The sequence below is a fragment of the Pseudonocardia bannensis genome, assembly GCF_012911875.1.
Classification (GTDB): Bacteria; Actinomycetota; Actinomycetes; order Mycobacteriales; family Pseudonocardiaceae; genus Pseudonocardia; species Pseudonocardia bannensis.
The window spans coordinates 1-24557 of record NZ_JAAXKZ010000093.1 but is presented as its reverse complement, the minus strand read 5'-3'; the positions used below and the strand labels follow the sequence as shown (position 1 = coordinate 24557).

Sequence of the window (24557 nt, the reverse complement as noted above, 5' to 3'; positions counted from 1 at the left end):
CCCGCACCGGTCCCCGCGTTCGCCATGGCGTTGCAACCGGCCCTGGAGACCCGGCTCCGCGACCTGCGTACGCCGGGAGCGATCGTGCTGGTGGACGTGCCCGGTCAGGGCACCTGGCTGACCGCACTGGGCACCGGCGACCTCCCGACCGGCGCGCCCATGCAGGTCGACGACCACATGCGGATCGCCAGCGTCACCAAGACGTTCACCGCGACGGTGGTGCTGCAACTGGTCGACGAAGGGAAGGTCCGCCTCGACGATCCCGTCGCGACGTACGTGGCGGACGTGCCGAACGGCGCGACGATCACGGTCCGGGACCTGCTCGCCCAGCGCAGCGGGCTGTACAACACCACCGACGACCTCGGCCTGAACGCGACGCTCGACGCGCAGCCCCAGAAGGTGTGGAACGACCAGGAACTGCTCGCGATCGCCTTCTCGCACCCACCGGCGTTCGCGCCCGGGCAGGCGTTCCAGTACACGAACACGAACTACCTGCTGCTCGGGCAGATCGCCGAACGGGCCGGCGGCGCCCCGCTACGTGAGCTCATGGCGCAGCGCATCTTCACACCGCTGGTGATGCACGACACCACGCTGCCCGCGCGCGACGACAGTTCGATCCCCGACCCGCACCCGCGCGGGTACATGTTCGGCACCAACGTCGAGAGCATCCAGGCCTACCAGGCGGCGCTGAGCGGTGACGCGGCGGCCGCCCAGGTCACGGTCGCCCCGGGCGTCGCCCCCACCGACGCCACCGACTGGAGCCCGTCCTACACCTACGCCGACGGGGCGGCCATCTCCACCGTGCACGACCTGCGGATCTGGGCCCGGGCGCTGGCCACCGGGACGCTGCTGAGTCCCGCGACGCAGGCCGAACGCCTGCAGTTCAGCGCCGACGGCAACTACGGCCTGGGCATCGACCGGTCCTTCAGCGGCCTCATCGGGCACAACGGCGCGATCCCGGGCTTTCAGACCTTCCTCGGCTACCAGCCCACCACGGGCGCCACGGTCATCGTCCTGGCCAACCTGCTGCTGGCCCCCAACACCTACCTCGGCTCCGGCCTGCCCGCCGACGAGCTCGCACGGATCATCGCCCAGCAGGTGCTCCCGGCATGACGACCGCGGCACTCCCCCGCAGGGGTGCCGCGGTCGGGCCCGTTCCGGACGATCAGTACGAGGTCAGAACGACAACAGCCGGTCGAAGAAGCTCCGGTAGCGGCCGAGCGCGAGCCGCAGGTCCTCGGTGGACGCCTGCTCGTCGTTCCAGTCGCGCTCCAGCTCACTGCGCCGGCGGCGGAACAGGTCCTCGATCTCGTCGAGGACCTGACCGACGAGCTGGTCGGCACCCCGGACCGCGGAGCGTGGATCGTCGACGAAGTCGGCCTTCAGCGCCTCCCACCGGGCCCGGTGGGAGGCCGAGCGATCATGCGGGATGAGCGTCGCCAGGTTGTCGTCGCGTCGCCCGACCTGCTGCTCGGGCCGGGTGGCGCCGGCCGACCCCTCGTCCCCGGTGAGGTCTCCGGGGGCCCGGGCGTCTGCGGTGTCGGCCGGAGCGCGGCCGCGCTCGGGGTCCGCGGCCCGCCCGTCGAAGGCGCGGTCACGAGGGGCCCGATCATCAGCTCGGTCAACAGCTCGGTCATCAGCTCGGTCATCAACGGTTCCGGCCCGGTGCCCCGGGTCGCCGGAGGCATCGGCTCGGTCGCCGAACCCCCGGTCGTCGGATGCCCAGGCCCCGTCACCGGACCCCGGGTCGTCGTGGCCCCGGCCGCCGGCGGCACGATCGTCCGCGACGGCGGTGCCACGGTGGCCGGTACCGGTCTCCCCGGACCCCGCGGCGGCGAGCCGGTCGTCCAGCGTCAGCCGCTCCCCTGATGCGGCCCCGCCGGGTTCGTCGCGAAGCCTCCCGTGACCGGTGCCGGCGTCGCGCGGGTCCCCGTGGCCGATGGCGTCGTGTCCCTGCGGGTCGTCCGCGAGACGGCGCCGCTCGCCCGCCGGCCGCGAGCTCGACTCGTCGATTCTGCTCATACCTGCGTCTCCTCGTTCCTCGGGCTGGTCCTGCCGTTGTGCGAGTCCTCGCGGGAGCGGTCGCGGGCGCCGTGCTCGTCGAGCAGCGCCTCGACCAGCGACCGATAGGACGTCACGGCCCGGCGCAGCTCCTCGGTGTCGACGCCGCCACGGGCGTTCGCGGCGGAGATGCGCTGAGCCTCGCGGTAGTGCTGCACGACGACGGGATGCTCCACGGAGATGTCGGCGGCACGCTGGTCGAAGTCGGTGACCGGGTAGCCCCGGGCGGACATGATCTCGACGATCAGGGCGTCGGCCCGCTCGACGGCGCGGTCGGGGTCGTCGACGAAGCCCCGCTGCACCGCGATCCACCGGTCCTGGAACCCGGCACGCTCACGATCGTCCAGGGAGCGCAGGCTCAGCTTGCGGTGCCGCTTCTCCCGCTCGGCCAGCTGTTCCTCGGTCTTCCGCCGGTCGTCGGTCTCGGCGAGGCTGCGCTCGTACTCGGGTCCGAATCGCTCCTTGAGCCGCTCGCTACGCCGCCGGCCCCCGAGGAGGTAGACCGCCGCCCCGATCGCAGCCAGGACGACGACCGCCACGATGATCACTACGATGACTGCGGAGCTGTTCATGGAACGGACTGCCCGGCCGGTTGACGTGACAATCGGTATCGGGATAAGTGGATCTGTGGCACCAATCACACTGGATCGAGTGAGGATGAGCCGGTTCGCCCACCCCTCCGTCACGCGATGAGCCGAACGGACCCGATCGACGTCGACGCGGCCGCCGAAGCACTGTACGGCCTGCCGCCGGCGGAGTTCGTCGCGGCCCGGGACGAATGGGTCGCCGCGGCCCGGGAGGACGGCGACCGGAGGGCGGCCCGCGCGATCGGCCGGTTGCGCCGGCCGACGCAGGCCGCATGGCTCGCCAACCTGCTCGCCCGCGACCGCGCCGAGCAGCTCGAGGGGCTACTGGGGATCGCCGAGAGCCTGTCCGAGGCCCAGCGCAGCCTCGACGGCGCCGCGCTGCGGACGCTCTCGGCCCAGCGTCACAAGATCGTGGCGGCGATGGCCCGGGAAGCGCGCCGCCTGGCACGGCAGCGCGGCCACTCGGTCACCGAGGCCACGGAGCGTGACCTGCGGGGCATCCTCGAGGCGGCACTCGCGGACCCGGGCATCGCGGCGGAGGTCCGCTCCGGCCGACTGACCCGGACGGTCAGCTACTCGGGTTTCGGCCCCGAGATCGAGCCGGACGCCGCGCCACGCCCGGCGGACCGGCCCAGCCCGATCACCCCCGTCCGGGGGAGGGCCGGTGCCGCGGCCGAGCCGGCCGACGAAGCCGACCGGGCCGAGGACGAGCAGGCCGAGGACGAGCGGGCCGAGCGGGAACGCGCCGAACGGGAACGCGCCGAACGGGAACGCGCGGAGCGGGAGCGCCGCGCGTGCGAGATCGCGGCCGCCGAGCGCGATCTCGAGCAGGCCCTCGAGGCGGCGGCCGAGGCCGAGCAGCAGCTCGAGGCCGACCGGGCGGAGAGCGCGGACGCCGAGCGGGAGCACGCGCTGGCCCGCAGCCGCGTCGACGAGCTCGCGGCGGCCCTGGAGCACGCCCGCGTCGAGGAGCGTGCGGCGGCGGAGACGAAGCGGGCCGCCGCGGACGCCGAGCGGGAGTCCGCCCGCGCGGCACGCACGGCCGCCACCGCCCTGTCGTTCGCCCGCACCCGGCTCCGCAACCTCAGCGAAGCCTGACCCGGCGCACGTGGCGCGGGCAGGGCGCTCGGCGGCACCGGCCGACGGGTCTGGGAGGGTTCGTGGGTGGGCGTATGTGCGCGGACCGCAGGAACGGCGGCCAGGCTGAGGACGGCGCCCTGGGGTCGGTGGGCACTGCTCGTCGGGCTCACCGTGCCGACCACCCTCGCGATGGACGCATTCGCGGTGCCCTCCCCCGCGCTGTTCGCCGGGTTGCTGGTGGGCACCGTGCTCGCCCTGCTCGGCCGGGCCCCCGAGCGCGTGCCGCGACCGGCGACGTCGGTCGCTCAGGCCGTCATCGGCGTCGTGATCGGGGTGCTCGCGCAGAGCTCGACGCTCTCCGCCGTCGCACAGGATTGGCTGCCGGTGCTGGCGGTCAGCCTGGGAACGCTCGTCCTCAGCATGGCAGCAGGGCTGCTGCTGGGTCTGCAGCGCGGGGTGTCGCCATTGACCGGGATGCTGTCCTTGACCGCGGGCGGCGCCTCGGGGCTGGTCGCCATCAGCCGGGAACTGGGCGGGGACGAGCGGCTCGTCGCCGTCGTGCAGTACCTGCGCGTCGGCCTGGTGACCGCGACGATGCCGGTGGTCGCGACGCTGGTCTTCGGCGCCGGGCACTCCGGTGCGGTCGCGCCGGCCGAGGCCGGCGCGCCCTGGTATCCGGGGACGGCGCTGCTGGTGGTGTGCTGCGCCGTCGGGATCCCGCTGGCCCGGCTCACCCGGGTGCCGGCCGGGAGCCTGCTCGGGCCCCTGGTCGTCGCGCTGGCGCTGAGCCTGTCGGGCGCGACGTTCGGGGCGACGCCCCCCGAACTGATCGTGGCCGTCGCGTACGCGGTGATCGGGTGGCAGGCCGGGGTGCGATTCACCCGGGCCAGTCTGGGGACGGTGGCCCGGGTACTGCCACTGGCCACGGCGCTGATCTTCGGGATCGTGGGGGTCTGTGCGGCGCTGGGCCTGCTGCTGTCGCGCCTGACAGGGGTCACACCGCTGGAGGGCTACCTCGCGACCACACCCGGCGGGGTCTACGCGGTGCTGGCGACCGCGATCTCGGCCGGCGGGAACGTGACGTTCGTGGTCGCCGTCCAGGTGCTGCGGGTGATCATCATGCTGCTGATCGCGCCGTTCCTGGCCCGGCTGCTGAGCCGCTTCCGCCGCCCCTGACCGCATTGCGGCCCCACAACGCCGTATTCCCCGCTTCCCGACCGCGTTGAGGCTGATCACCAACCCCCGGTACCTGCACGTCGGTTGCCGACCGGCTCGGCCGATGCGCGCCGGAGTGCAGCGCCTGCTCCGCCGCGTCGAGCCAGGCCGGCTCTCCCCTGGTCGTCCAGGTGGCGCTCGGGTGTCGAACTGGTGCAGGTCACCCGGTGGAATCAGCGCTCGCGCGCGGGGCACCGCGCTGGAAGAGCCGGTAGAGGAAGACCAGCGAGGGCACCAGCAGCACCGCCCCGACGAGGACGGAGATCAGCACCGCCCGCAGCGTCGTCGGCCCGGCCGCACCCTGGTCGATGGTCAGCCCCGGCTCGAGCAGGTAGGGGTACTGCGCCACGGCCCACCCGATGAGCACCGTCGTCACCGCGGCCGCAGCCGTGACCCGGGCCGCGACGTAGCGCCGGCGCAGGAGCAGCGCGAGCGAGGCCAGGCCGGCCGCGGCGGAGGCCGCGACGACCGGCAGCGCCCGGCCTCGCAGCTCGGAGAACAACAGGGGCGCGTCGGCGCGCAACACCGCGATCCCGGCGAGCGCGAGCGCTCCGGCGACGACACCGCTGCCCAGGGCCCGGGCCCGGAACCGCCCGGCCAGCTCCGGGTGCCCCTCCCGGCGGGCGTCCTCGCACAGGAACACCGCCGCGAGGTAGCCGCACACCACGACGGCCAGTACGCCGCTGAACAGCGAGGTCGGATTCAGCCAGCTGGCGATCACGTCGCCCGCCGCGATCCCCGGGGGCACCCGACCCGACGCAACCGCACCCGCGACCGCGCCCAGGAAGAACGGTGTGAACAGCGACGCGATCGCGAAGGCGCCACCGAGCAGCCGGCGCTCGGTCAGGGTCTCGACGCCCGCGCGGAACGCGAAGGCCGCCCCCCGGGCGATCATGCCGAACGCCGCCAGCAGGACGGGGATGTACAGGGTCGACGCGATCGCCGCGAACGCCGGCGGGAACGCGGTCCACAACACGACCAGGATGAAGATCAGCCAGACGTGGTTGGCCTCCCACACCGGGCCGATCGCATGCTCGATCAGCGCTCGCTGCCCCGCACCGCGGCGGGCTCCCCCGGCCAGCAGGTCCCAGATCCCGGCCCCGAAGTCGGCGCCGCCGAAGAGGGCGTAGGCGATCACCCCGACCCACATGGCGGCCAGCACGGCCTCCGCGAGGCTCATCGCCGGCCCTCACCGCGCGAGGCCGGTGCTTCGCGCCGGGCGCTGTATCCACGACCCGCTCGCCCGCCCGCCCGCGGGCGCGGTGTCGATGAGCGGTCGGCGGGCGCGCTCATCGCTCCCCGACCAGCGGCTCCGGGCCCGGGGTGGCGACCTCCTGCGGCGCCACCGGTCGGTCGTGCCGGCCGGCCAGCCTGCGCAGCACGACGACGGTCGCCACGGTCAGCACCGTGTAGACGACGAGCACCGCGTAGAAGCCGAACTGCAGGCCCGGGGCGGGGCTGACGGCCTCGGCGGTGCGCACGACCTCGTAGACGATCCACGGCTGACGGCCGACCTCGGTCGTCGTCCAGCCGGCCTCCATGGCCAGCACGGCGGCCACGCCGGACACCGCGACCGCTCGCAGGAACCACCGCGACCGCGGAATCCGCCGGCGTCGCCACCAGCTCAGCCCGAGCCAGACGGCCAGGAGCAGCAGCGCGGTGCCGATCCCGATCATGAGGTTGTAGGCGAGGTGGACGATGTTGACCGGCGGCCACAGCTCCGGCGGGACGCTGTCGAGTCCGGTGACCGTCCCGTTGGGGTCATGGGTCACCAGCAACGACAGCCCGTACGGCACATGCAGCGCGCCCCGCAGTTCGCCGTCGATCCACACGCCGCCGAGCGACAGCGGCACCCCGCTGTGCGTCCGCGCGAGGCCCTCCATCGCGGCGAGCTTGACCGGCTGGTGGTCGGCGACGACGTTCGCGATCCAGTCGCCGACGGCCACCTGCACCGGCGCGGCGACCGCGGCCGCGGTCAGCGGGATCATCAGCCCGAGCCGGTGGTAGCTGTCGCGCCGTCCGCGCAGCATCCCGATGGCGTAGACCGAGGCGACCGTGAACCCGGTGACCATGTACGCGGCCAGCAGCATGTGCACGACCTGCGGCGCCGTCCCGGGGTTGAACATCCCGTCGATCGGATCGGCGTCGACGACCCGCCCGGCGGCGTCCAGCCGGAAACCCTGCGGGTGGTTCATCCACGCGTTCGCCGAGACCACGAAGAACGCCCCGGCCAGCCCGGACGCGACGATCGGCAGGGCCGTGAGCATGTGCACCCGGGGCGGCAGCCGGTCCCAGCCGTACAGGTAGACCCCGACGAAGATCGCCTCGATGAAGAACGCGAACCCTTCCAGCACGAACGGGAACCCGAAGACGGCGCCGAAGCGGTCCATCAGGCCCGGCCACAGCACGCCCATCTCGAACGACAGGACGGTCCCGGACACCGCCCCCGCGGCGAACAGCAGGCCCATCGCCTTCGCCCACGTGTGTGCGAGGTCGCGCAGCACCACGTCGCCGTCGCGGTGCGACCGCCACTCCGCGAACAGGACGAGCGCCGGGAAGGCGATGCCGAAGCACGCGAACACGATGTGCCACCCCAGCGACAGCGCCATCTGCATCCGCGCCGGGTACAGGTTGGCCGCGGCGTCGGCGAGCACGTATCCGGCCCCGTCCATCCTCGGCCTCCGCTCCTCGACCGCCTCACCACCGGCGTGTCCCGGGGTTCCCGCGCCTGCCGGACTGAACCCACCGGAACGGTCCGGACCGGCGTTTGCAGCACCGGACGCATCGGGCAGGCTGGGAACGACCCGACGCGGCGGACCGCGCCCGGGCGTCCTGCCGCAGTAAGGAGCAGCGATGGCCACCCACCCCCGCGCCGGAACGCCGGCGCAGCCCGGCGACCTCGTCGAGGTCGAGAAGTTGCTCGCCGCCTACCACGACCAGCACCCCGACCCCGCGGTCGCCGAGCAGCGGGTGGCCTTCGGGACCTCCGGGCACCGGGGGTCGTCGTTCGCCGCCACGTTCAACGACGACCACATCGCGGCGACCAGCCAGGCGATCTGCGAGTACCGCGTCGCCCAGGGCACCGACGGGCCGCTGTACCTCGGCCGCGACACGCACGCACTGTCCGAGCCGGCGTGGACCACCGCCGTCGAGGTGTTCGCCGCGAACGGGGTCCGAGTGCTCGTGGACGCAGCCGACGGTTTCACCCCGACACCCGCGGTCTCGCATGCGATCCTCACCCACAATCGCGGCCGCACGACCGGGCTCGCCGACGGGGTCGTCATCACCCCGTCGCACAACCCCCCGGCCGACGGCGGCTTCAAGTACAACCCGCCGCACGGCGGACCGGCCGGCACGGACGCGACCGGGTGGATCGCCGCGCGGGCCAACGAACTGCTCGAGGCCGGTCTCACCGGGGTGCGCCGGATCCCACTGAGCCGAGCGCGCACGGGCGAGTACGTCGGGACCTACGACTTCCTCGGCACCTACGTCGACGACCTGCCGGCCGTGATCGACCTCGACGCGATCCGATCGGCCGGTATCCGGCTGGCCGCCGACCCGCTCGGCGGCGCCGCCGTCGACTACTGGACGGCCATCGCCGAGCGCCACCGCCTCGACCTCACCGTGGTCAACCCGCGCACCGACCCGACGTTCGGGTTCATGACGCTGGACTGGGACGGCAAGATCCGGATGGACTGTTCGTCGCCGCACGCGATGGCCTCCCTCGTCGCACGGCGCGCGGACTTCCAGGTCGCCACGGGCAACGACGCCGACGCCGACCGGCACGGCATCGTCACCGCCGACAGCGGTCTGATGAACCCGAACCACTACCTCGCCGTCGCGATCGGCTACCTGTTCGCGCACCGGCCCGGGTGGCCGGCGGGTGCCGCGGTCGGCAAGACCGCGGTCAGCTCGTCCATGATCGACCGGGTGACCGCCGACCTGGGCCGCGATCTGCTGGAGGTACCGGTCGGGTTCAAGTGGTTCGTGCCGGGGCTGCGCGACGGGTCGGTCGGGTTCGGCGGCGAGGAGAGCGCGGGCGCGTCCTACCTGCGCAACGACGGCACGCCGTGGTCGACCGACAAGGACGGGATCATCCTCGCCCTGCTCGCCTCCGAGATCGCCGCGGTCACCGGCCGTACCCCGAGCGAGCACTACCGCGACCTCACGGGGCGCTTCGGCGACCCGGCCTACGCCCGGATCGACGTCGCCACCACCCGCGAGGCCAAGGCCCGGCTCGCGAAGCTGTCCGCCGACGACGTGGCCGCCACCGAACTCGCGGGCGAGCCGATCACGTCGCGGCTCACCACCGCCCCCGGTAACGGCGAGGCCCTGGGCGGGCTCAAGGTGACGACCGAGTCGGGGTGGTTCGCCGCCCGCCCGTCGGGCACCGAGGACGTGTACAAGGTGTACGCGGAGAGCTTCCGGGGACCCGAGCACCTCGCCCGGATCCAGGAGGAGGCCCGCGACGTGGTCGCGGCCGCGCTCGGTGACGACGCCCGGTGACGTTCGGAGGACTGACGCGGTGAGCCATGAGGACCGGCGGCCGGGATTCGGCATCGACATCGGCGGCTCGGGCATCAAGGGCGCGCCGGTGGACCTGCACGAAGGGAAGCTGGCCGCGAAACGACTGCGCATCCCGACCCCCCAGCCGGCGACGCCCGAGGCCGTGGCCGAGGTCGTCGGCCAGGTACTCGACCACTTCGACTGGCGCCACCGGTTCGGCTGCACCTTCCCCGCCGTCGTGCAGCACGGCATCGTGCGGACCGCCGCGAACGTCGACCCGGGCTGGATCGGGGTCGACGCGCACGGCCTGATGCGGTCCAAGACCGGCCGCAGGGCCCTGGTCGTCAACGACGCCGACGCCGCCGGGGTCGCCGAGGCGCGCCTGGGCGCGGCCCGGGACCACGACGGCGTCGTCCTGGTGACGACCCTGGGCACCGGCATCGGCTCGGCGCTGCTGACCGGCGGACGGCTGGTGCCCAACACCGAGCTGGGCCACCTGGAGATCGACGGTCACGACGCCGAGACCCAGGCGGCCGACTCCGCCCGCGAGCGCGAGGGGCTGTCCTGGGAGGAGTGGGGTGCCCGGCTGACCCGCTACTACCGCCACGTCGAGGACCTGCTGTGGCCCGATCTGATCGTCGCCGGCGGCGGGGTCAGCAAGAAGGCCGCGAAGTGGCTTCCCCACGTGCACACACGCACCCCGATCGTGCCCGCGGCACTGCTCAACGAGGCCGGCATCATCGGTGCCGCGCTGCTCGCCGCGGAGGCGGGGTGATCTGCCGGAGGGCCGATGTTCCCGGTGGCACCGGGCCGGCGGGCCACCCCGCCGGCCCCGCGCGTGACCCGCCGGGAGAGCTGAACTCCGCCGGGGACGGCTGCCACCCGTGGCCGTACCGCCCGAACCGTCGCACCAGCCGGCGCAACCGGTCCGGGGCCGTGCGCATCAGCACGGCGGGCCGCGGGCCCGTCCGCCGCGTCGCAGGGTCCCGCTGCACCTGCGGTCCCCGCGGGTCCGCCCAGGACCTGGCCGGCTCGGCGGTGGGAACCGGACCGGCGCCACGGCGTCGGTGGCGCGGGGCGATGCCGGCCGAGGCGGGATTCGGCCTCGCCGGCCCTCACCGGCCGAGTCGGGGAAGTTCTCGGCGATGATCGCGGCGAACTCCGCGGCCAGCAGCTCGGGATCGGCGCATACCAGCTCGGCGAACTCCTCACTCTCGGTGTGAGACCCGCCGAGCCGGACCTGCCGTCCCGGGTCGGGTCGCTCGTGCAGTCGTGGGCGCATCGTCGGTCACCGCCTCTGCTCAGGGGTCATCACCCTCGAACGATCTGATCAACGGTCCGAGCAGACGTGCTCGGTCGGCCCGATCAGGCGTCGATCTGCGTGGATCCGTCGCCTGAGGAGATGGCGATCCTGCGCGGCTCGGCCCGCTCGGCCATCGGGATCCGCAAGGTCAGCACACCGCAGTCGTAGGACGCCTCGATCCGATCGGCGTCGAGGGCATTCCCGAGGAGCAGCTGCCGCGAGAAGGTGCCGCGGGGTCGCTCGGCCACCTGGAACTCCGCGTCGTCCCCGGTCACCAACCGCCGCTCGGCGCGGACGGTGAGCGCGTTGCGCTCCACCTCGAGGTCGATCGAGTCGACGTCGATCCCAGGCAGGTCGAGATGCACCACGAGCTGATCACCCTGGCGGTAGGCGTCCAGCGGCATCACCACCGGCCGCACCGTCGTCCCGTTGACACCGAGGAACTGCTGCGTCAGCCGGTCCAACTCCCGGAACGGATCGGTACGCATCAACATCGCAGGTCACTCCCTTCATGATCGGCGTCAAGTCGCGATGCAGCTGCCACCTCGGCCCGCGGCGTGACCGCGGGCACATTCATATCTGCAATCGTAGGTAGAGATTTGTGGCAGCGCAAGGATCAGATATATGCCGGTCGCAAGAGCAGACACCCCTGCTCGGGACGGGACCGGGACGAGCGGCCGAGGGATCGACGCCCACCTCGACCCCGGTGGACGCCCCGCTGCGCCGGCCAGCTCGCTCCTCCGGGCCCCGGGGCCACCCTGGGCGGCGGTCCACGCTCAGCGTTCGCCGATCGCCACGAAATCCCGCTGCGCCGGTCCGGTATAGACCTGGCGCGGGCGGGCGATGCGGGTGTCCGGGTCGTCGATCATCTCGCGCCAGTGCGCGATCCAACCAGGCAGCCGGCCGATCGCGAACAGCACGGTGAACATCTCGGTCGGGAAGCCCATCGCCTTGTAGATCAGGCCGGTGTAGAAGTCGACGTTCGGGTACAGCTTGCGCTCGATGAAGTAGTCGTCGCCGAGCGCGAGCTCCTCGAGACGCCGGGCGATATCGAGCAATTCGTCCCCACCGCCGAGCTTGTCGATGATCCCACCGGCAGCGTCACGGACGATCGCCGCGCGCGGGTCGTAGTTCTTGTAGACCCGGTGCCCGAACCCCATCAGCCGGACGCCCGGCTTCTGGTCCTTCACCTTCGCGACGAACCCGTCGGCGTTGCCGTGATCGTCGCGGATCGACTCCAGCATCTCGAGCACCGCGGCGTTGGCACCGCCGTGCAGCGGGCCGAACAACGCGTTGATGCCCGCCGAGACCGAGGCGAACAGGTTGGCCTGCGCCGAGCCGACCATCCGTACCGTCGAGGTCGAGCAGTTCTGCTCGTGGTCGGCGTGCAGGATGAACAGCATGTCCAGCGTGCGAGCCATCTCGGGATCGACCTCGTAGGTCTCGGCGGGCAGGCCGAACGTCAGCCGCAGGAAGTTCTCCACCAGTCCGAGTGAGTTGTCCGGGTAGAGCATGGGTTGACCGATCGACTTCTTGTAGGCGTAGGCGGCGATGGTGGGCACCTTGGCCATCAGCCGAACGCTCGACAGGTCGACGTTCGGTTCGTCGAAGGGATCGAGGCTGTTCTGGTAGAACGTCGACAGTGCCGAGACCGCCGACGACAGCACCGGCATCGGGTGCGCATCGGCCGGAAACCCGTCGAAGAAGTGCTTCAGGTCCTCGTGCAACAGCGTATGGCGGTGAATCTGCTCGGCGAACCGCCCGAGCTGCTGCCTGGTCGGCAGCTCTCCATAGATGAGCAGGTAACCGACCTCGACGAAGGTGGAGCGTTCCGCGAGCTGCTCGATGGGATAACCGCGGTATCGCAGGATGCCCGCATCACCATCGATGTAGGTGATTCCCGAACGACACGCACCGGTGTTGACGAACCCGGGGTCGAGGGTGACCAGTCCGGTCTCGCTGAGCATCGAGCCCAGCCGGACTCCGCACGTACCCTCGGTCGCCCCGACGACCGAGGTCTTGTACTCGCCGCCGGGATAGCACAGTGTTGCGGTGCGGTCGGCACCGTCATCGTCGGACATCGGCGAATTCCTCACCTCGGGCCGGGATGATTCCTGACCGCGCCGCCCGCCCCGCGTCCGCCGGGACGACACCATTCCCGAGGCGAACTCCGGTGGTGAGGCGGCCGTGTCCAGCGCCACGCTACGGCCCCGCAGGCTCCGCCGCATCTGAACGACGCCCGGTTGTCATGGCGCCGGATCGAGACCCGCCTGCGGGAACGACGTACCGGTCATACCCACCTCGGCGCCGACAGCGCATCGAGCGCGCCCCGACCTGTCGTGCTCGATCGCGATCGAGGAATACGAGGTCCCATGGCGTTCGCGACCTGTTTCCGGAAGTCATCCGCGGGCGAGGTCCGCTCCCCCGGAATCATCGGATCGGCTGTCCGGAGTGCCCGGACCCTGCTCAGGGAGCACGTCTGATTCACCGGGCCGTCGTCATCGGCCCGCTGCCCGAGGGCGTGGAACTCGTCCCCGTCGCGTGTCCGGGCCACCGGGTCTCTGATCGTCAGACCGTTCCAGCTGATCTCCCGCCCGGACAGGCCGGGTGCTCGCTGCCGGTCAGTCCACGCACACGGGTGCGGACGCGGAGAACGACGACGGAGGTGGCCGCCCCGGTCCCGGCGTGGCGGACGGGCCCCCCGTTCGGGCCGGCCCGGGCGTGGCGGACGGGGACCCACCGGCGTCCCCGTCCGGTGGCCGGCCGGGGACCGCGCCCGCGGGTGCGGCGGGGGTTGCAGCCTCGGCGTCGGCTGCTGGGGACGACGCTGCCGACGGGTCGGCGACGACGCGCTGCACGAACCGCGCCACCTTCGCCGGATCCACCTGCACGGCCACCCCGTCCGTCGGTGTCTGCACGGCCAGGCTGCCCACCGGGATGGTCGTGAACACGACCCCGCCCGCGCCGATCCGGGCGAGGCGTCCGGTGAACGCCGTCAGGTCCCAGCCCTGGTCGACCGTCACGGACCCCTGCAGCGCCTCGGTGATCCGGCGCAGTGCGGCCGGGTCGGCCAGCGTGCCCGCGGAGAGCGCGGAGCGGACCAGTCCGGCGAGGAACGCCTGCTGGCGGCGCACCCGGTCCAGGTCGCCGTGCTCCAGGCCGTGGCGCTGCCGGACGAAGGCCAGCGCCCGCGCCCCGCGCACGGTCTGCGGTCCGGCCGGGAACTCGGCACCGGACAGGCTGTCGCGCACGGCCGCGTTCAGGCACACCGGCACCCCGCCGACCGCCTCGCTGAGGTCGTGGAACCCGACCAGGTTGAGGGCGATGTAGTGGGTGATCCGGACACCGGTCAGTTGCTCGACCGTCCGGATCGCGGTCCGGGCGCCCGCCGCGTCGGCCTGGATCTCCAGCACGGGTCCGGTCGCCCCCGCGCTCCGGAGGCGCACGACGGCGGCCGCGCGGCCGAACGTGAACGCAGAGTTGATCTTGTGGGTGCCCCAGCCGTCGGCGATGGGGACGTAGGCGTCGCGCGGCAGGGAGATGACCGCAGCGGAACCCCCGTCGGCGGGGACGTGCACCAGCAGCATGGTGTCGGTCGTGGTGCCACCGTCATCGCTGTCCCCGGCGTGCAACCGGTCCAGGACCTCCTGGGGCAGCGGACGGCCCGACGCATCGGTGCGACTGTCCACGCCCACGACCAGGATGTTCTCCTCTCCGTCCCGGTCGCCGCCCCGGCCGATGACGTCCGTCGCGGTCAGCCCGGAGAGCAGGCCGTTCAGCTGCGCCCAGCCGTACCCGGTGAGTCCCAGGACGAGCGCCGACAGCAGCGCGACCACGACCCGGGCGACCCGGTGGAGGCGGCCGGGCCTGGGGCCACCCGGGATCGCCACACGCGCCATCCCGCCTCCCCGTCCTCGTCCCGGGCCGATCAGTGCAGCCGCGCCGGCCCCGCAGCGCAAGGGCCGAACGGCCCCGGGCGGGCGGAGACGACGTTCGGCAGGGGCTCATTACGCTGTCGGCCGTGGCCGTACTGCTCGTGGTGGAGGACGACCGGACGATCGGTGAGGTACTCGAGTCCAGCCTCAGGGCCCACGGCCACGAGGTGGTGTGGGAGCGTTCGGGGCTGCACGCCCTGCGCCGGGCGGCGGCCGCCGAGTTCGACCTGGTACTCCTGGATCTCGGTCTGCCCGACCTCGACGGGGTCGAGGTGTGCCGGCGGCTCCGGAGGGAACAGCCCGGCGCGGTGGTCGTGATGCTGACCGCCAGGACCACCGAGATGGACGTGGTGGTCGGGCTCGAGGCCGGGGCCGACGACTACCTCACCAAACCGGTGCGGCTCACCGAGCTGCACGCCCGGGTACGCGCCCACCTGCGTCGCGGCGGCCCGAAGCCGTCCGTGGCGCCGACCCCGCCGCTGGGCGACCTGCTGGTCGACCCGGTGAGCCGCCGCGTCACGATCGCCGGCCGGGAGCTGCGGCTGCGGGCCAAGGAGTTCGACCTGCTCGCCCGGCTCGCCGCCGAACCCGATGTGGCCGTCGGCCGGGAGACCCTGATGGCCGACGTGTGGGACGAGCACTGGTTCGGCTCGACCAAGACCCTCGACGTGCACGTCGCCGCGTTGCGCCGCAAGATCGCCGAGCTCGTCGAGGCCACCGGCGCCGTGGTGCCGCGGATCGTCACCCTCCGCGGGCACGGCTACCGGCTCGAGATCCCGGCCGCGCGGTGACGCCGGGCCGAGCAGGGCCGGCCCGGCGCCACCGGGACCCATCCGTTTTCGCCCAGATGTCGGGACCTTCGCCCCTGCCCGCCGCAATCGCCGGTCGACAGCCTGACCCGGTGAGCACCGAGGCCATCCGTTGCGTCGATCGGCTGCCCGGCGCAGACGCGATGCGCCGGGCCGTGGAGCTTGCGCTGCGGGCACCGTCGGTCCAGAACTCGCAACCCTGGCGCTGGCGGGTCCGCCGGGGCTCCGTCGAACTGCACGCCGACGACGGCCGGCACCGCAGCGCCGAGGACCCGGACCGGCGCGACCTGGTGATCAGCTGCGGGGCGGCGTTGCACCATCTCCGGGTCGCCCTCGCCGGGGCCGGATGGGCCTGCCGGGTCACCCGGCTACCCGATCCGGGCGAGCCGGCGCACCTGGCCACCGTGGAGGCGGTCCCCGGACTCCCGGACCGCGCCGACGCCCAGCTGCGGCCGATGATCGACCGGCGGCGCACCGACCGTCGCCGGTTCGGACTCCGGCCGGTGCGCCGGGCCCTCCTCGACACCCTGCGGGAGCGCGCCGCGGCAGAGGGAACCGGGCTGCATCCTCTCACCTGCGACGCCGCCCTGGCACGCCTCGACGCCGCCCTGGCCGAGGCCGCAACCCGGATCCGGTATGTCATCGGCACGCCCGACGAGTTGACCGTGTGGCCCGAGCCGGGAGCCACGCCGTTGCAGGATCGGCCGCCTGACCACCGACGGGCCGAGGCTCGCGCGATCGGGGCAGCAGCGGCGGACGGCAGTTGCCTGCTCGTGCTCACCACCCCCGCCGACTCCATCGCCGACCGACTGGCCACCGGTGAGGCAGCCAGCGCGGTGCTGCTGACGGCGACCGGGCTGGGGCTGGCCAGCACGCTGTTGAGCCAGGCCCTGACCACCACCCGCGCCCGGAGACCGGACGCGCCTGCGGAGCACCCACAGGTGGCCGTCAGGGTGGGGTGGCCGACGGACGGCGCGGCGCGGCTGCCGGCCACCCCCCGCCGGTTGCTGGACTCGGTGCTGTTGCCGGACTGACCCATATCGACGCACCCGGCATTGCCGATCGGCCCTGTCGGAGGGGTCCTACCGGCGCGAAGGTGAGCCGGTCGGCGGCAGCACGGCCGCCGCAGCGGACCCGTGGAGGCCGGACGTGAGCATCTCGGTATTCCTGCTGGATGACCACGAGATCGTGCGGCGCGGTATCGCCCAGCTGCTGGAGACCGAGGACGACATCGAGGTCGTCGGCGAGGCCGGGACCGCGGCCCAGGCGCTGGCGCGGATCCCGGCGCTACGCCCGGACGTGGCCATCCTGGACGTGCGGCTGCCCGACGGGGAGGGCGTCTCGGTCTGCCGGGAGGTCCGGTCCTCGGTGCATCCGCCCCCGGCGTGCCTCATGCTCACCTCCTACTCCGACGACGAGGCCCTCTTCGGCGCGATCATGGCCGGGGCCGCCGGGTACCTGCTCAAGCAGGTGGCCGGGGTGGACCTGATCGGCGCGGTGCGCACGATCGCCGCCGGGGGCTCGCTGCTGGACCCCAAGGCGACCGCGCTGGTCCTGGAGCGGCTGCGCAGGGGCGACGACCCCACCGATCCCCGATACGAGTCGCTGTCCCCGCAGGAGCAGCGCATTCTCAACCTGATCGCCGACGGGCTGACCAACCGTCAGATCGGCGCCGAGATGTACCTCGCGGAGAAGACGGTCAAGAACTACGTCTCCTCACTGCTGCACAAACTCGGGTTCGCGCGGCGCACCGAGGCGGCGGTGTACGCCACGGAACGGCGCCGCAACGCCGGGCGCGCCAAGCCGACCTGAGCCGGGCGGTGGCCGGCTCACCGCAGCGGTACGCGCCAGATCAGCCGGGTGCCACCGACGGCCTCGGCCTCGGCGGTGAAGGCTCCGCCGCACTCCGCGGCCCGCTGGGACAGGTTGCGCAGCCCGCTGTGCGCGGCCTCGGGATCGAGCCCGATCCCGTCGTCGACCACCTCGATCGCGAGCTCGTCCTCCGCCTGGATGGTGACCAGCAGCGAGTCCGCGTCGGCATGCCGCACCGCATTGCTCACCGCCTCGCGGACCACCGCCACCGCATGGGCGGCGACCGCGGACGAGACGAGCGTGTCCACCGGTCCGGAGATCTGGACCGACGGTGACAGGCCCGAGTCCGCGGCGGCCTGGGCGACGGTGTCGAGGAGCTGGCGGCGCAACCCGGACTCCGCTCCGTTCACCGGCGAGTGCAGGTCGAAGATGGCGGTGCGGATCTCCCGGACGGTCTGGTCGAGTTCGTCGACGGCCTGCTGGATGCGCTCCTGCACATCGGGACGGTTGGAGCGGCGCAGCGTGCTCTGCAGCCGCAGCCCGGTGGCGAACAGCCGCTGGATCACGTGGTCGTGCAGGTCCCGGGCGATCCGGTCGCGATCGGCGAACACGTCGAGCTGGCGCTGGGCGCGGTTCTTCTCCCCCAGCTCCAGGGCCAGCGTGGCCTGGTCGGCGAACGAGACCAGCAACGGGATCTCCGCGGGCTGGAACGGCTCGGTACCGTCGCGGCGCAGCGCAACCAGCACTCCGGTGACCTTCTCCACGGACTGCATCGGCACCGCGACCGTGGGTCCGTACTGGGGCAGCTCGCAGCCGATCTCGGAGAACAGATCCGCGGCGGAGCCGGTGAGCACCGGGGTGCGGCTCTCGACCAGCTCCTCCAGCAGCTGCCCGCGCCCGTGCAGGCGTCGGCCGAGCAGGTTGGGCTCGTCCGGCCCGCACTGGGCACTGATCTCGAAGTGGCCGTCCCGCGGGGAGGGCCCCAGCACGATCACGGCGGCGTCGGCGCGGGTCAGCTCGAGGGTGCGCTGGACGATCAGCCGCAGGGCGTCGCCCTCGGTCGCGCCGGAGAGGAGTTCAGCGCGGATCTCTCCGGCGGCCTCCAGCAACCGCTGCCGCAGCAGCCCCTGTTCGAACAGGTCCGCGTTCTGCACGGCGATGCCCGCCGCGGCCGCCAGCGCCTCCAGGACCACCTCGTCGTCGGCGGTGAACTCGCCGCCGCCGCGCTTCTCGGTCAGGTACAGGTTGCCGAAGACCGAGTCCCGCACCCGGATGGGCACGCCCACGAAGCTGTGCATCGGAGGGTGGTTCGGCGGGAAGCCCACCGAGGCGGGGTGGGTGCCCAGGTCCGCGAGCCGCAGCGGCCGCGGATCGATGATGAGTTGGCCGAGCAGGCCCTTGCCCTCCGGCAGCGAGCCCATCCGGGCCCGCGTGACGTCGTCGATCCCGACGTGGATGAATCGGGAGATGCCTCCGCTCGGGGCCAGCACGCCGAGCGCGCCGTACCGGGCGTCGACGAGGTCGACCGCCGCCTGCACGATGCGACGCAAGGTGGTGTCCAGCTCGAGCCCGGCGGCGACGGCGAGCACGGCGTCGAGCAGGCCCTGCATGCGGTCCCGCGTATGGATGATCTCGATCAGTCGGTCCTGCACTCCGAGCAGCAGCTCGTCGAGACGCAATCCGGCCAGCACCTTGGAGGGGGGCTGGGCCGGTGCGCCGGGAAAGTGCTCCTCGTCCACCGTCGCTCCGTCCCACAGCGGGATCGTCGCCCCCCGACGACCCCGCTCCACGGTGGCACGGCCCCCCGGGACGGACAAGCAGGCGCGCACGAGGTGCCCGGGCCCAGTCACCCCGTGCCGGCGGGCCGTTCGGCCGTGTCGGCCGACGGATGCCGACGCGCAGGGTGGCAGCGCCCGGGGCGGACGCGGTCCCGGGTTCCTCCTCGTGATGGAGCGGCGCGATGAACGAGATTCCCGCTGCCCTGGGCCTGACCTCCGAGCAGGTCAGCGAATTGCTCGCGGCCGCAGGACGAGCCCCTTCGGTGCACAACACCCAGCCGTGGCGGTTCCGCGTCCTGCCCCACGCGATCGAACTGCACACCGACCCGGCCCGGCGGCTGCCGGTGGCCGACCCCGACGATCGCGAGCTGCGGCTGGCCTGCGGAGCGGCGTTGTTCAACCTGCGCACGGCGCTGCACGGACTCGGGATCCGTCCGACCACCACCCTGTTCCCGGACCGCGACCGTCCGGAGCTGCTCGCCACGGTGCGCCACGGCGGTCACAAGCCGACGACAGCGGAGATGCACCGTCTGGTGCGGGCGCTTCCGTTGCGCCGCACCAGCCGCCGGCCCCTCAGCGACACGCCCGTGGCCGCCCCGGAACTGCACGCGCTGCGCCGGGCGGCGCTGGACGAGAACGCGTGGCTGCACATCGTGGCGGGTCCCGCGGAACGGGCCGAGGTGGGCCGTCTCGCCGTCGCCGCCCACGAGGTGCAGATGTGCGACCCGGCGTTCCGGGCCGAGCTCGCCGAGTGGACCGGGGACGGCACCCGCATGGACGGCGTTCCGGCTGCGCAGGGCGGACCGCTACCCACGGCACCGGACGCCTGGGTGCTCCACGACGACAGCTGCGGCGACGGCCGGGCCCCGGTCGCGGACGGGGACGTCGAGGGCGGGCCGCTCATCGCCGTGCTCAGCGCGCACCTGTCGGGGCCCACGGCCGAACTGCAGGCCGGCCAGGCCCTCGAACACGTGCTGCTCACCGCCACCGCGCGCGGGCTCTCGGTGTCGTTCATGTCCCAGCTCGTCGAGGTGCCCGGAATCCGGGAGCAGCTGCGCCGCCTGATCAGCGGCGCGCACCCCCCGCAGGTCGTGCTGCGGATCGGCTACGGCTGGCCCGTGCCGGCGACACCTCGGCGCCCGGTCGCGGATCTGCTGGTGCGCGAGCCCACCGTCACCTCCTGAACCCCGCTGAACCCCGCTGAACCCCGCCGCGCCCGGCCGCGCATCCAGCCCGGCCGCGGCGCGAGGGCTGACCGACCCGATCCCGGGGTGACATCCGGCCCTGGGTCCGGACGCCGCGCGCGGAGGACCCTCTGCCCAGGCACGGAGAGGAGACGCCCATGCGCGCCGCGATCGGGGACGAGATCGTCATCAACACGGTGACCCTGGACCAGCCCCCGCGCCGGGGCGAAGTTCTGGAGGTTCTCGGAGCCGACGAGACCAGCCACTACCGGGTCCGCTGGCAGGACGGCCACGAGTCGATCCTGTACCCGGGGCCCGACTCGATGGTCGTTCCGCGGGCGGAGGTCCAGCGCCGCAGCTGAAGCGCCGCAGGCCTTTCGGCCCTGCCGCCGGCCCTTCCCCGGCGGGCAGGGTCGTGCCGCGGGGCGGTGGACGACGACAGGCGGTTCGATGAGAGCAACAGCGGTGGGCAACGTGGTGGTCGGCGTGGACGGCTCGCGATGCTCGTTGCGGGCGGTGGCCGCGGCCGCCGTGGAGGCCGAGCAGCGGCATGTCCCGTTGCGGCTGGTCTATGCGGTGCGCGACGACGACACCTCGCAGCGCATCGACGCGATCGTCGCGGGCGCCACCCGGGTGGCCCGGTTCAGCACGACCGGGCGGTCCGGGTTGATCATCACGGTGACGATCACCGACGAGCCGGCGGCCGAGGCGCTGTTGGACGAGGCACGCGACGCATCCGTTCTGGTGCTCGGCGCAGGGGCCGTGCCGGACCGGCTGGGCCCGGTCGCCGCACAGGTGCAGGAGCAGGCCGAGGGTCCGGTCCTCGTCGTGCCGATGGTGGAGAGCCGGGTGTAGTGACTCACTCCCGACCGGTGCTCGTCGGCGCCGACGGGACCGGAAGCGCGGTCCGGGCCGTCGCGTGGGCGGCAGAGGAGGCGGGGTTGCGGAGCTGCCCGCTGGTCATCGTGTGCGCGGGGGGCGCGACGGGGAACGCGGCCCGGGTCCTCGAACGCGCACGGACCATCGCCCGGGCCACCGCCGACGTCGACGTCCGCGTCGAGCTCTGGGCCGGCGATCCGGCGGAGATCCTGACCGTCCGGTCCCTGGACGCCGACCTGCTGGTCGTCGGCTGCGGGGCCGGCCGGTTCGACACCCCGGCCCCCGCCACCGTCAGCCGTCGCGCCGGCTGCCCGGTCGTGGCGGTGCGGGCCGCTGCGGGGCGGCCGGTTCCCGACCGGGCGCGGCCGATCGTCGTCGCCGTGGACGGCTCGCCCGACAGCCGGGCGGCCGTGGACCTCGCGGCCCGGATCGCCGACGAACGGGGCAGCCCGCTCGTGGCGGTGCACGTCTGGTTCGAGAGCCCCGCCGCGGCGGTGCGGCGGCTGCGTCACCGGGAGCCGGAGCCGGGCCGCGAAGCCGCCGAGCGACTGCTCGGCGGGTGCCTGGCCGGGCAGGCCGATCGGTATCCGGGCCTGGTGGTGCGCCGGGAGATCGTGCGCGGGCTCCCCACCTGGTCGCTGCTGGAGCGCTCCGACAGCGCCCAGCTCATGGTCGTCGGCCGGGGCGGGCACGGGCGCCGGACGCCCGGCCGGCGCACCCGAGCCCTGTTGCGGGGCGGCGTGTGCCCGGTCGCGATCGCCTGCGCCGGATCGCCGACGCAACGCTCCCGGCCGGTCCTCGCCCGTGTCGCCCGGGCCGGCTGACCTGACCGCACCGCGCAGAGACAGGAGTCGATCATGAGCACGGTCACCCGGCCGGCCGGGGACGACGCGGCGCCCGCCGGCCGGGGTGCCGGACGGTACCTGCTCGAGGTGGTGTCCGAGCTGGAGCGGCGGAACCTGCTGGTGGACGGCGCGATCCTGCACGGCGAGGAGGGCGCGGTCGTGCTCTTCGACAGCCCCGCCCTCCCGACGCTCTCCCCGGCGGCCGGACCGTCCCGCATCCTCGTCTCGGCGTCATGGAACGCCCGCCTCGGTTGGTCGGTCTGCACCGCGTGCGTCGGCGGCCCCGCCCTTGCTCGTCGCACGAGCCTGGCCGCCGGGCCGACCCCGCCGGCCGGGGAGGTCGCCGACTTCGTGGTGCGCGCCGCCGACGACGGGGTCGTCTGATCCGACGGCGAGTTCGGCTGCTGCGAGGAGTTCGGCCGGGGCCGGGACCTCAGCCCGCCCCGGGGATGCGGCGTCGCGCGGGCACCCGTGGACGCCCGGAGTCCGCCTCGTGGAACCGTCCACCCCAGGGCCCAAGATCCCGGGCTCCGCATGCCTGGCATCACAGGGGGCCGATCGGCCCACTGTCCCGGGCCGAGGGTCCCGGGTGCGCACGTGGAAGGCGGCCGAGCGGGGGGCCGATGGACCCTGCCGGACGCCGCCCGAAGTGGAGACGCTGCGGTCCGGGTTCAGCAGCCTCGGCCCGTCGTGGCGCAGCGTCGGGCTGGTCACGCACCGCGGCCCGACGCTGCAGCACCGCGACCGGGTGCTCGAACCGCGCGTCCGCCGGCCCACCACAGCTCGTCTCCATCCCCCGATCGGCCCCGCCGGGCCCGCAGACCCCGGCCGCGACGCCATCAGCCCCCCGACCGTCGCGGCCGGGCCCACTCGTCCTCGCCGAGCCGGCCGCGCATGCCGGCGGGCTTCGCGTGACGACGGCCGGCGAGCCGTGTCACCGGTTCAGCCATCCGCCCACCCGGCCCGCTTCCGCAGCGCGGCCCACGCGTCGTCCAGCCCGGCCTCGGCCCGCTCGGAGCGGGCGACCTCGTCGCGGTACAGCAGCCCGTAGGTGAAGCCGTTCTCCCGCCCGGTGTGGGCGGCGGCCCCGAGCTGGCGCAGCACCGAGCGGGCCACCGCGGAGTCCTGTCGTTCACCGAGCAGTTCCTGCACGCCCTTCACCTCGTCGACGAACCGGCTCGCCCGCTTCCCGACGACGGGCACGCTCGCCTCGGCGGCATAACGCAGCCGCTTGGCCGCCTTGCGCAGCGTGTGCAGCGCGGTGTCGCGCTCCTCCCCGGGGGGCTGCACGGCGGCCTCCCGCAGGGCCCGTTCGGCGCGGCGCAGGCTGCGCCGGACCCGGGCCGGCAGCTCGGTGCGGGCCGGGCGGGCGGCCCGCCGGGTCAGCGGGGGGTCGGCCTGCAGCTGGTCGATCCGGTCGAGCAGGACCAGGTAGCGGTCGCTGTCCAGCGCGGCGGTCGCCGCGGCAGCGGCCTCGGCCCGCCGGGGGGCGAAGTAGCGGGTGAGCCGGGCGGACACCGGGCCGAGCACCAGCTCCGAGGGCAGCCGCGCGACGGCGCTGTCGAGCCGCCCCTCCAGCACTTCGAGGTCGCGGGCCGCGCCCAGCTCCCCCGCCAGCCAGCGCAGCTCGTCGGTGAGCCCGGCGACGCGCTCGGGATCGAACAGCGGGGCGAAGGCCTGCAACGCACTGCGCAGCCGCCGGCAGGCGACCCGCATCTGGTGCACCGCATCGGGCAGCTCACGACGGACCGCCGGGTCCGTGCGGCGGATCGCCTCGGCCTGCCGGCCCAGGTAGGCCAGCACCGCCTCGCCGGCAGTGGCCTTCGGCCCCGCCCGCGGCGGGCCGGGAGCCAGGGGCATCCGGTCGGCGAGCACCCGCCCCAGCTTCGATGACGACGCCGACCGCGCGGCACCCGCGGCGAGGAGTTCGGCCTCGATCCGGTCCAGCACCGCGGGATCGGCCCCGTCGGCGAGCTCGACCTCGATCTCGTCCCAGGACGTGGGCGGGGCCCCGTCCGGGGTCGTGGCGGTGACCTGGTCGTCGACGACCTCGGCGAGCGTGCGGCCCTCGCTGTCGGTGAGCACCCACCGCCGGCGGCGGTTGTCGAGCTGGGCCACGGGCGCGAGGCCGGCGCCGCGGTGCGACGCCCGCGTCAACCCGACGAGGTGCGCGGGCGGGCGGGTGGAGCGTCCGAGCGGGAGCCGGACCTCGTCCCGGCTGTCGGTCCCGGCGGGCAGCTTGAGGTGCCAGCCCGCGTCGTCGCCCCCGCGGCGGCGGCGCAGGGTCAACCCGGCCCGGGCCAGCCGGAGGTCGGCGGTGTCGTAGTAGACCGCGGACAACGACATCGTCACCGGGACCGCCGGCGCCACCCCGTTCGCCGCTGCGGCCAGCCGTTCCACCAGCGCCCCCAGGTCGAGCCCCGCACCGCCCGCCTCGTACTTGCGCTCGGTCTCCCGCACCGTCGTCGCCATTGGCAATGCCTACCGGATGGCGGCCCGGCGCGGGAGTGCGCGGGCGCCGGCCGTGTGTCCAGCTCACGGCCTGGGTGCCGGAGCCGGTGGT

At 73.7% G+C, this 24557-nt stretch carries 22 protein-coding genes; 13 read left to right on the top strand and 9 right to left on the bottom strand.

The window, feature by feature from the left end; all coding sequences use genetic code 11:
• A partial coding sequence (locus HF519_RS21375; protein ID WP_169414772.1) for a serine hydrolase domain-containing protein occupies nucleotides 1-1113 on the top strand: 1113 nt, incomplete at its 5' end.
• Between the two features lie 63 nt (nucleotides 1114-1176).
• On the opposite strand, the gene HF519_RS21370 is transcribed toward HF519_RS21375, so the two are convergent.
• Nucleotides 1177-2022, bottom strand: a complete 846-nt coding sequence (locus HF519_RS21370; protein WP_169414771.1) for a hypothetical protein — start codon at nucleotides 2020-2022, stop codon at nucleotides 1177-1179.
• Nucleotides 2019-2633, bottom strand: coding sequence for a hypothetical protein (locus HF519_RS21365; RefSeq protein WP_169414770.1), 615 nt, complete (start codon nucleotides 2631-2633; stop codon nucleotides 2019-2021). Before HF519_RS21365 ends, HF519_RS21370 begins: the two co-directional genes overlap by 4 nt.
• Before the next feature lie 117 nt (nucleotides 2634-2750).
• Between HF519_RS21365 and HF519_RS21360 the strand changes: the two genes are divergently transcribed.
• Together HF519_RS21360 and HF519_RS21355 are read left to right on the top strand one after the other, a co-directional pair.
• Nucleotides 2751-3746, top strand: a complete 996-nt coding sequence (locus HF519_RS21360; RefSeq protein ID WP_169414769.1) for a hypothetical protein — start codon at nucleotides 2751-2753, stop codon at nucleotides 3744-3746.
• Nucleotides 3747-3812: 66 nt separating this feature from the next.
• Nucleotides 3813-4904 (top strand): AbrB family transcriptional regulator, encoded by a 1092-nt coding sequence (locus HF519_RS21355; RefSeq protein WP_312860256.1) that lies wholly within the window; start codon nucleotides 3813-3815, stop codon nucleotides 4902-4904.
• Nucleotides 4905-5103: 199 nt separating this feature from the next.
• Here the strand turns inward: HF519_RS21355 and HF519_RS21350 are convergent, their stop codons facing one another.
• Both HF519_RS21350 and HF519_RS21345 read right to left on the bottom strand, forming a co-directional pair.
• A complete protein-coding gene (locus HF519_RS21350) occupies nucleotides 5104-6123 on the bottom strand; it encodes a cytochrome d ubiquinol oxidase subunit II (protein ID WP_169414767.1) in 1020 nt (339 codons plus the stop codon).
• A 109-nt stretch (nucleotides 6124-6232) separates the two neighbouring features.
• Entirely contained in the window at nucleotides 6233-7615 is a 1383-nt protein-coding gene (locus HF519_RS21345; protein WP_169414766.1) for a cytochrome ubiquinol oxidase subunit I, read from the bottom strand.
• Between the two features lie 181 nt (nucleotides 7616-7796).
• On the opposite strand from HF519_RS21345, the gene pgm reads away from it, so the two are divergent.
• Nucleotides 7797-9449, top strand: a complete 1653-nt coding sequence (pgm, locus tag HF519_RS21340; protein ID WP_169414765.1) for a phosphoglucomutase (alpha-D-glucose-1,6-bisphosphate-dependent) — start codon at nucleotides 7797-7799, stop codon at nucleotides 9447-9449.
• Between the two features lie 19 nt (nucleotides 9450-9468).
• Entirely contained in the window at nucleotides 9469-10224 is a 756-nt protein-coding gene (gene ppgK / locus HF519_RS21335) for a polyphosphate--glucose phosphotransferase (RefSeq protein ID WP_169414764.1), read from the top strand.
• 590 nt (nucleotides 10225-10814) lie between these two features.
• Here the strand turns inward: ppgK and HF519_RS21330 are convergent.
• From HF519_RS21330 to HF519_RS21320, 3 genes are all read right to left on the bottom strand, one after another.
• The gene (locus HF519_RS21330) at nucleotides 10815-11246 is read right to left on the bottom strand and encodes an Hsp20/alpha crystallin family protein (RefSeq protein WP_169414763.1); all 432 of its coding nucleotides are present in this window, start codon (nucleotides 11244-11246) and stop codon (nucleotides 10815-10817) included.
• Nucleotides 11247-11528: 282 nt separating this feature from the next.
• Entirely contained in the window at nucleotides 11529-12833 is a 1305-nt protein-coding gene (locus HF519_RS21325; protein ID WP_169414762.1) for a citrate synthase, read from the bottom strand.
• Nucleotides 12834-13373: 540 nt separating this feature from the next.
• Nucleotides 13374-14651: an LCP family protein gene (locus HF519_RS21320; protein ID WP_169414761.1), complete on the bottom strand. Its 1278-nt coding sequence runs from the start codon at nucleotides 14649-14651 to the stop codon at nucleotides 13374-13376.
• Nucleotides 14652-14773: 122 nt separating this feature from the next.
• On the opposite strand from HF519_RS21320, the gene HF519_RS21315 reads away from it, so the two are divergent.
• The 3 genes from HF519_RS21315 (at nucleotide 14774) to HF519_RS21305 (ending at nucleotide 17308) form a co-directional block, all read left to right on the top strand.
• Entirely contained in the window at nucleotides 14774-15478 is a 705-nt protein-coding gene (locus HF519_RS21315; RefSeq protein ID WP_169414760.1) for a response regulator transcription factor, read from the top strand.
• Between the two features lie 110 nt (nucleotides 15479-15588).
• Nucleotides 15589-16530 (top strand): Acg family FMN-binding oxidoreductase, encoded by a 942-nt coding sequence (locus HF519_RS21310; protein WP_169414759.1) that lies wholly within the window; start codon nucleotides 15589-15591, stop codon nucleotides 16528-16530.
• Nucleotides 16531-16645: 115 nt separating this feature from the next.
• A complete protein-coding gene (locus HF519_RS21305; protein WP_169414758.1) occupies nucleotides 16646-17308 on the top strand; it encodes a response regulator in 663 nt (220 codons plus the stop codon).
• Nucleotides 17309-17325: 17 nt separating this feature from the next.
• Here HF519_RS21305 and HF519_RS21300 read toward each other — a convergent pair whose 3' ends face one another.
• Nucleotides 17326-19047, bottom strand: a complete 1722-nt coding sequence (locus HF519_RS21300) for a GAF domain-containing sensor histidine kinase (RefSeq protein WP_312860255.1) — start codon at nucleotides 19045-19047, stop codon at nucleotides 17326-17328.
• A gap of 221 nt (nucleotides 19048-19268) precedes the next feature.
• Here HF519_RS21300 and HF519_RS21295 point away from each other — a divergent pair, with 221 nt between their 5' ends.
• The 5 genes from HF519_RS21295 (at nucleotide 19269) to HF519_RS21275 (ending at nucleotide 22378) form a co-directional block, all read left to right on the top strand.
• Nucleotides 19269-20270 (top strand): Acg family FMN-binding oxidoreductase, encoded by a 1002-nt coding sequence (locus HF519_RS21295; protein ID WP_169414757.1) that lies wholly within the window; start codon nucleotides 19269-19271, stop codon nucleotides 20268-20270.
• 158 nt (nucleotides 20271-20428) lie between these two features.
• Nucleotides 20429-20632: a DUF1918 domain-containing protein gene (locus HF519_RS21290; protein WP_169414756.1), complete on the top strand. Its 204-nt coding sequence runs from the start codon at nucleotides 20429-20431 to the stop codon at nucleotides 20630-20632.
• An 88-nt stretch (nucleotides 20633-20720) separates the two neighbouring features.
• Complete coding sequence (locus HF519_RS21285) at nucleotides 20721-21125, top strand: universal stress protein (protein WP_169414755.1); 405 nt, start codon at nucleotides 20721-20723, stop codon at nucleotides 21123-21125.
• The gene (locus HF519_RS21280) at nucleotides 21125-21973 is read left to right on the top strand and encodes a universal stress protein (protein ID WP_169414754.1); all 849 of its coding nucleotides are present in this window, start codon (nucleotides 21125-21127) and stop codon (nucleotides 21971-21973) included. Before HF519_RS21285 ends, HF519_RS21280 begins: the two co-directional genes overlap by 1 nt.
• A gap of 33 nt (nucleotides 21974-22006) precedes the next feature.
• Nucleotides 22007-22378 carry a hypothetical protein gene (locus HF519_RS21275; RefSeq protein ID WP_169414753.1) on the top strand — a complete coding sequence of 124 codons (372 nt, stop codon included), beginning with the start codon at nucleotides 22007-22009 and terminating at the stop codon, nucleotides 22376-22378.
• Nucleotides 22379-22936: 558 nt separating this feature from the next.
• On the opposite strand, the gene HF519_RS21270 is transcribed toward HF519_RS21275, so the two are convergent.
• Nucleotides 22937-24466, bottom strand: a complete 1530-nt coding sequence (locus HF519_RS21270; protein WP_169414752.1) for a CYTH and CHAD domain-containing protein — start codon at nucleotides 24464-24466, stop codon at nucleotides 22937-22939.
• Between the last annotated feature and the right edge of the window lie 91 nt (nucleotides 24467-24557).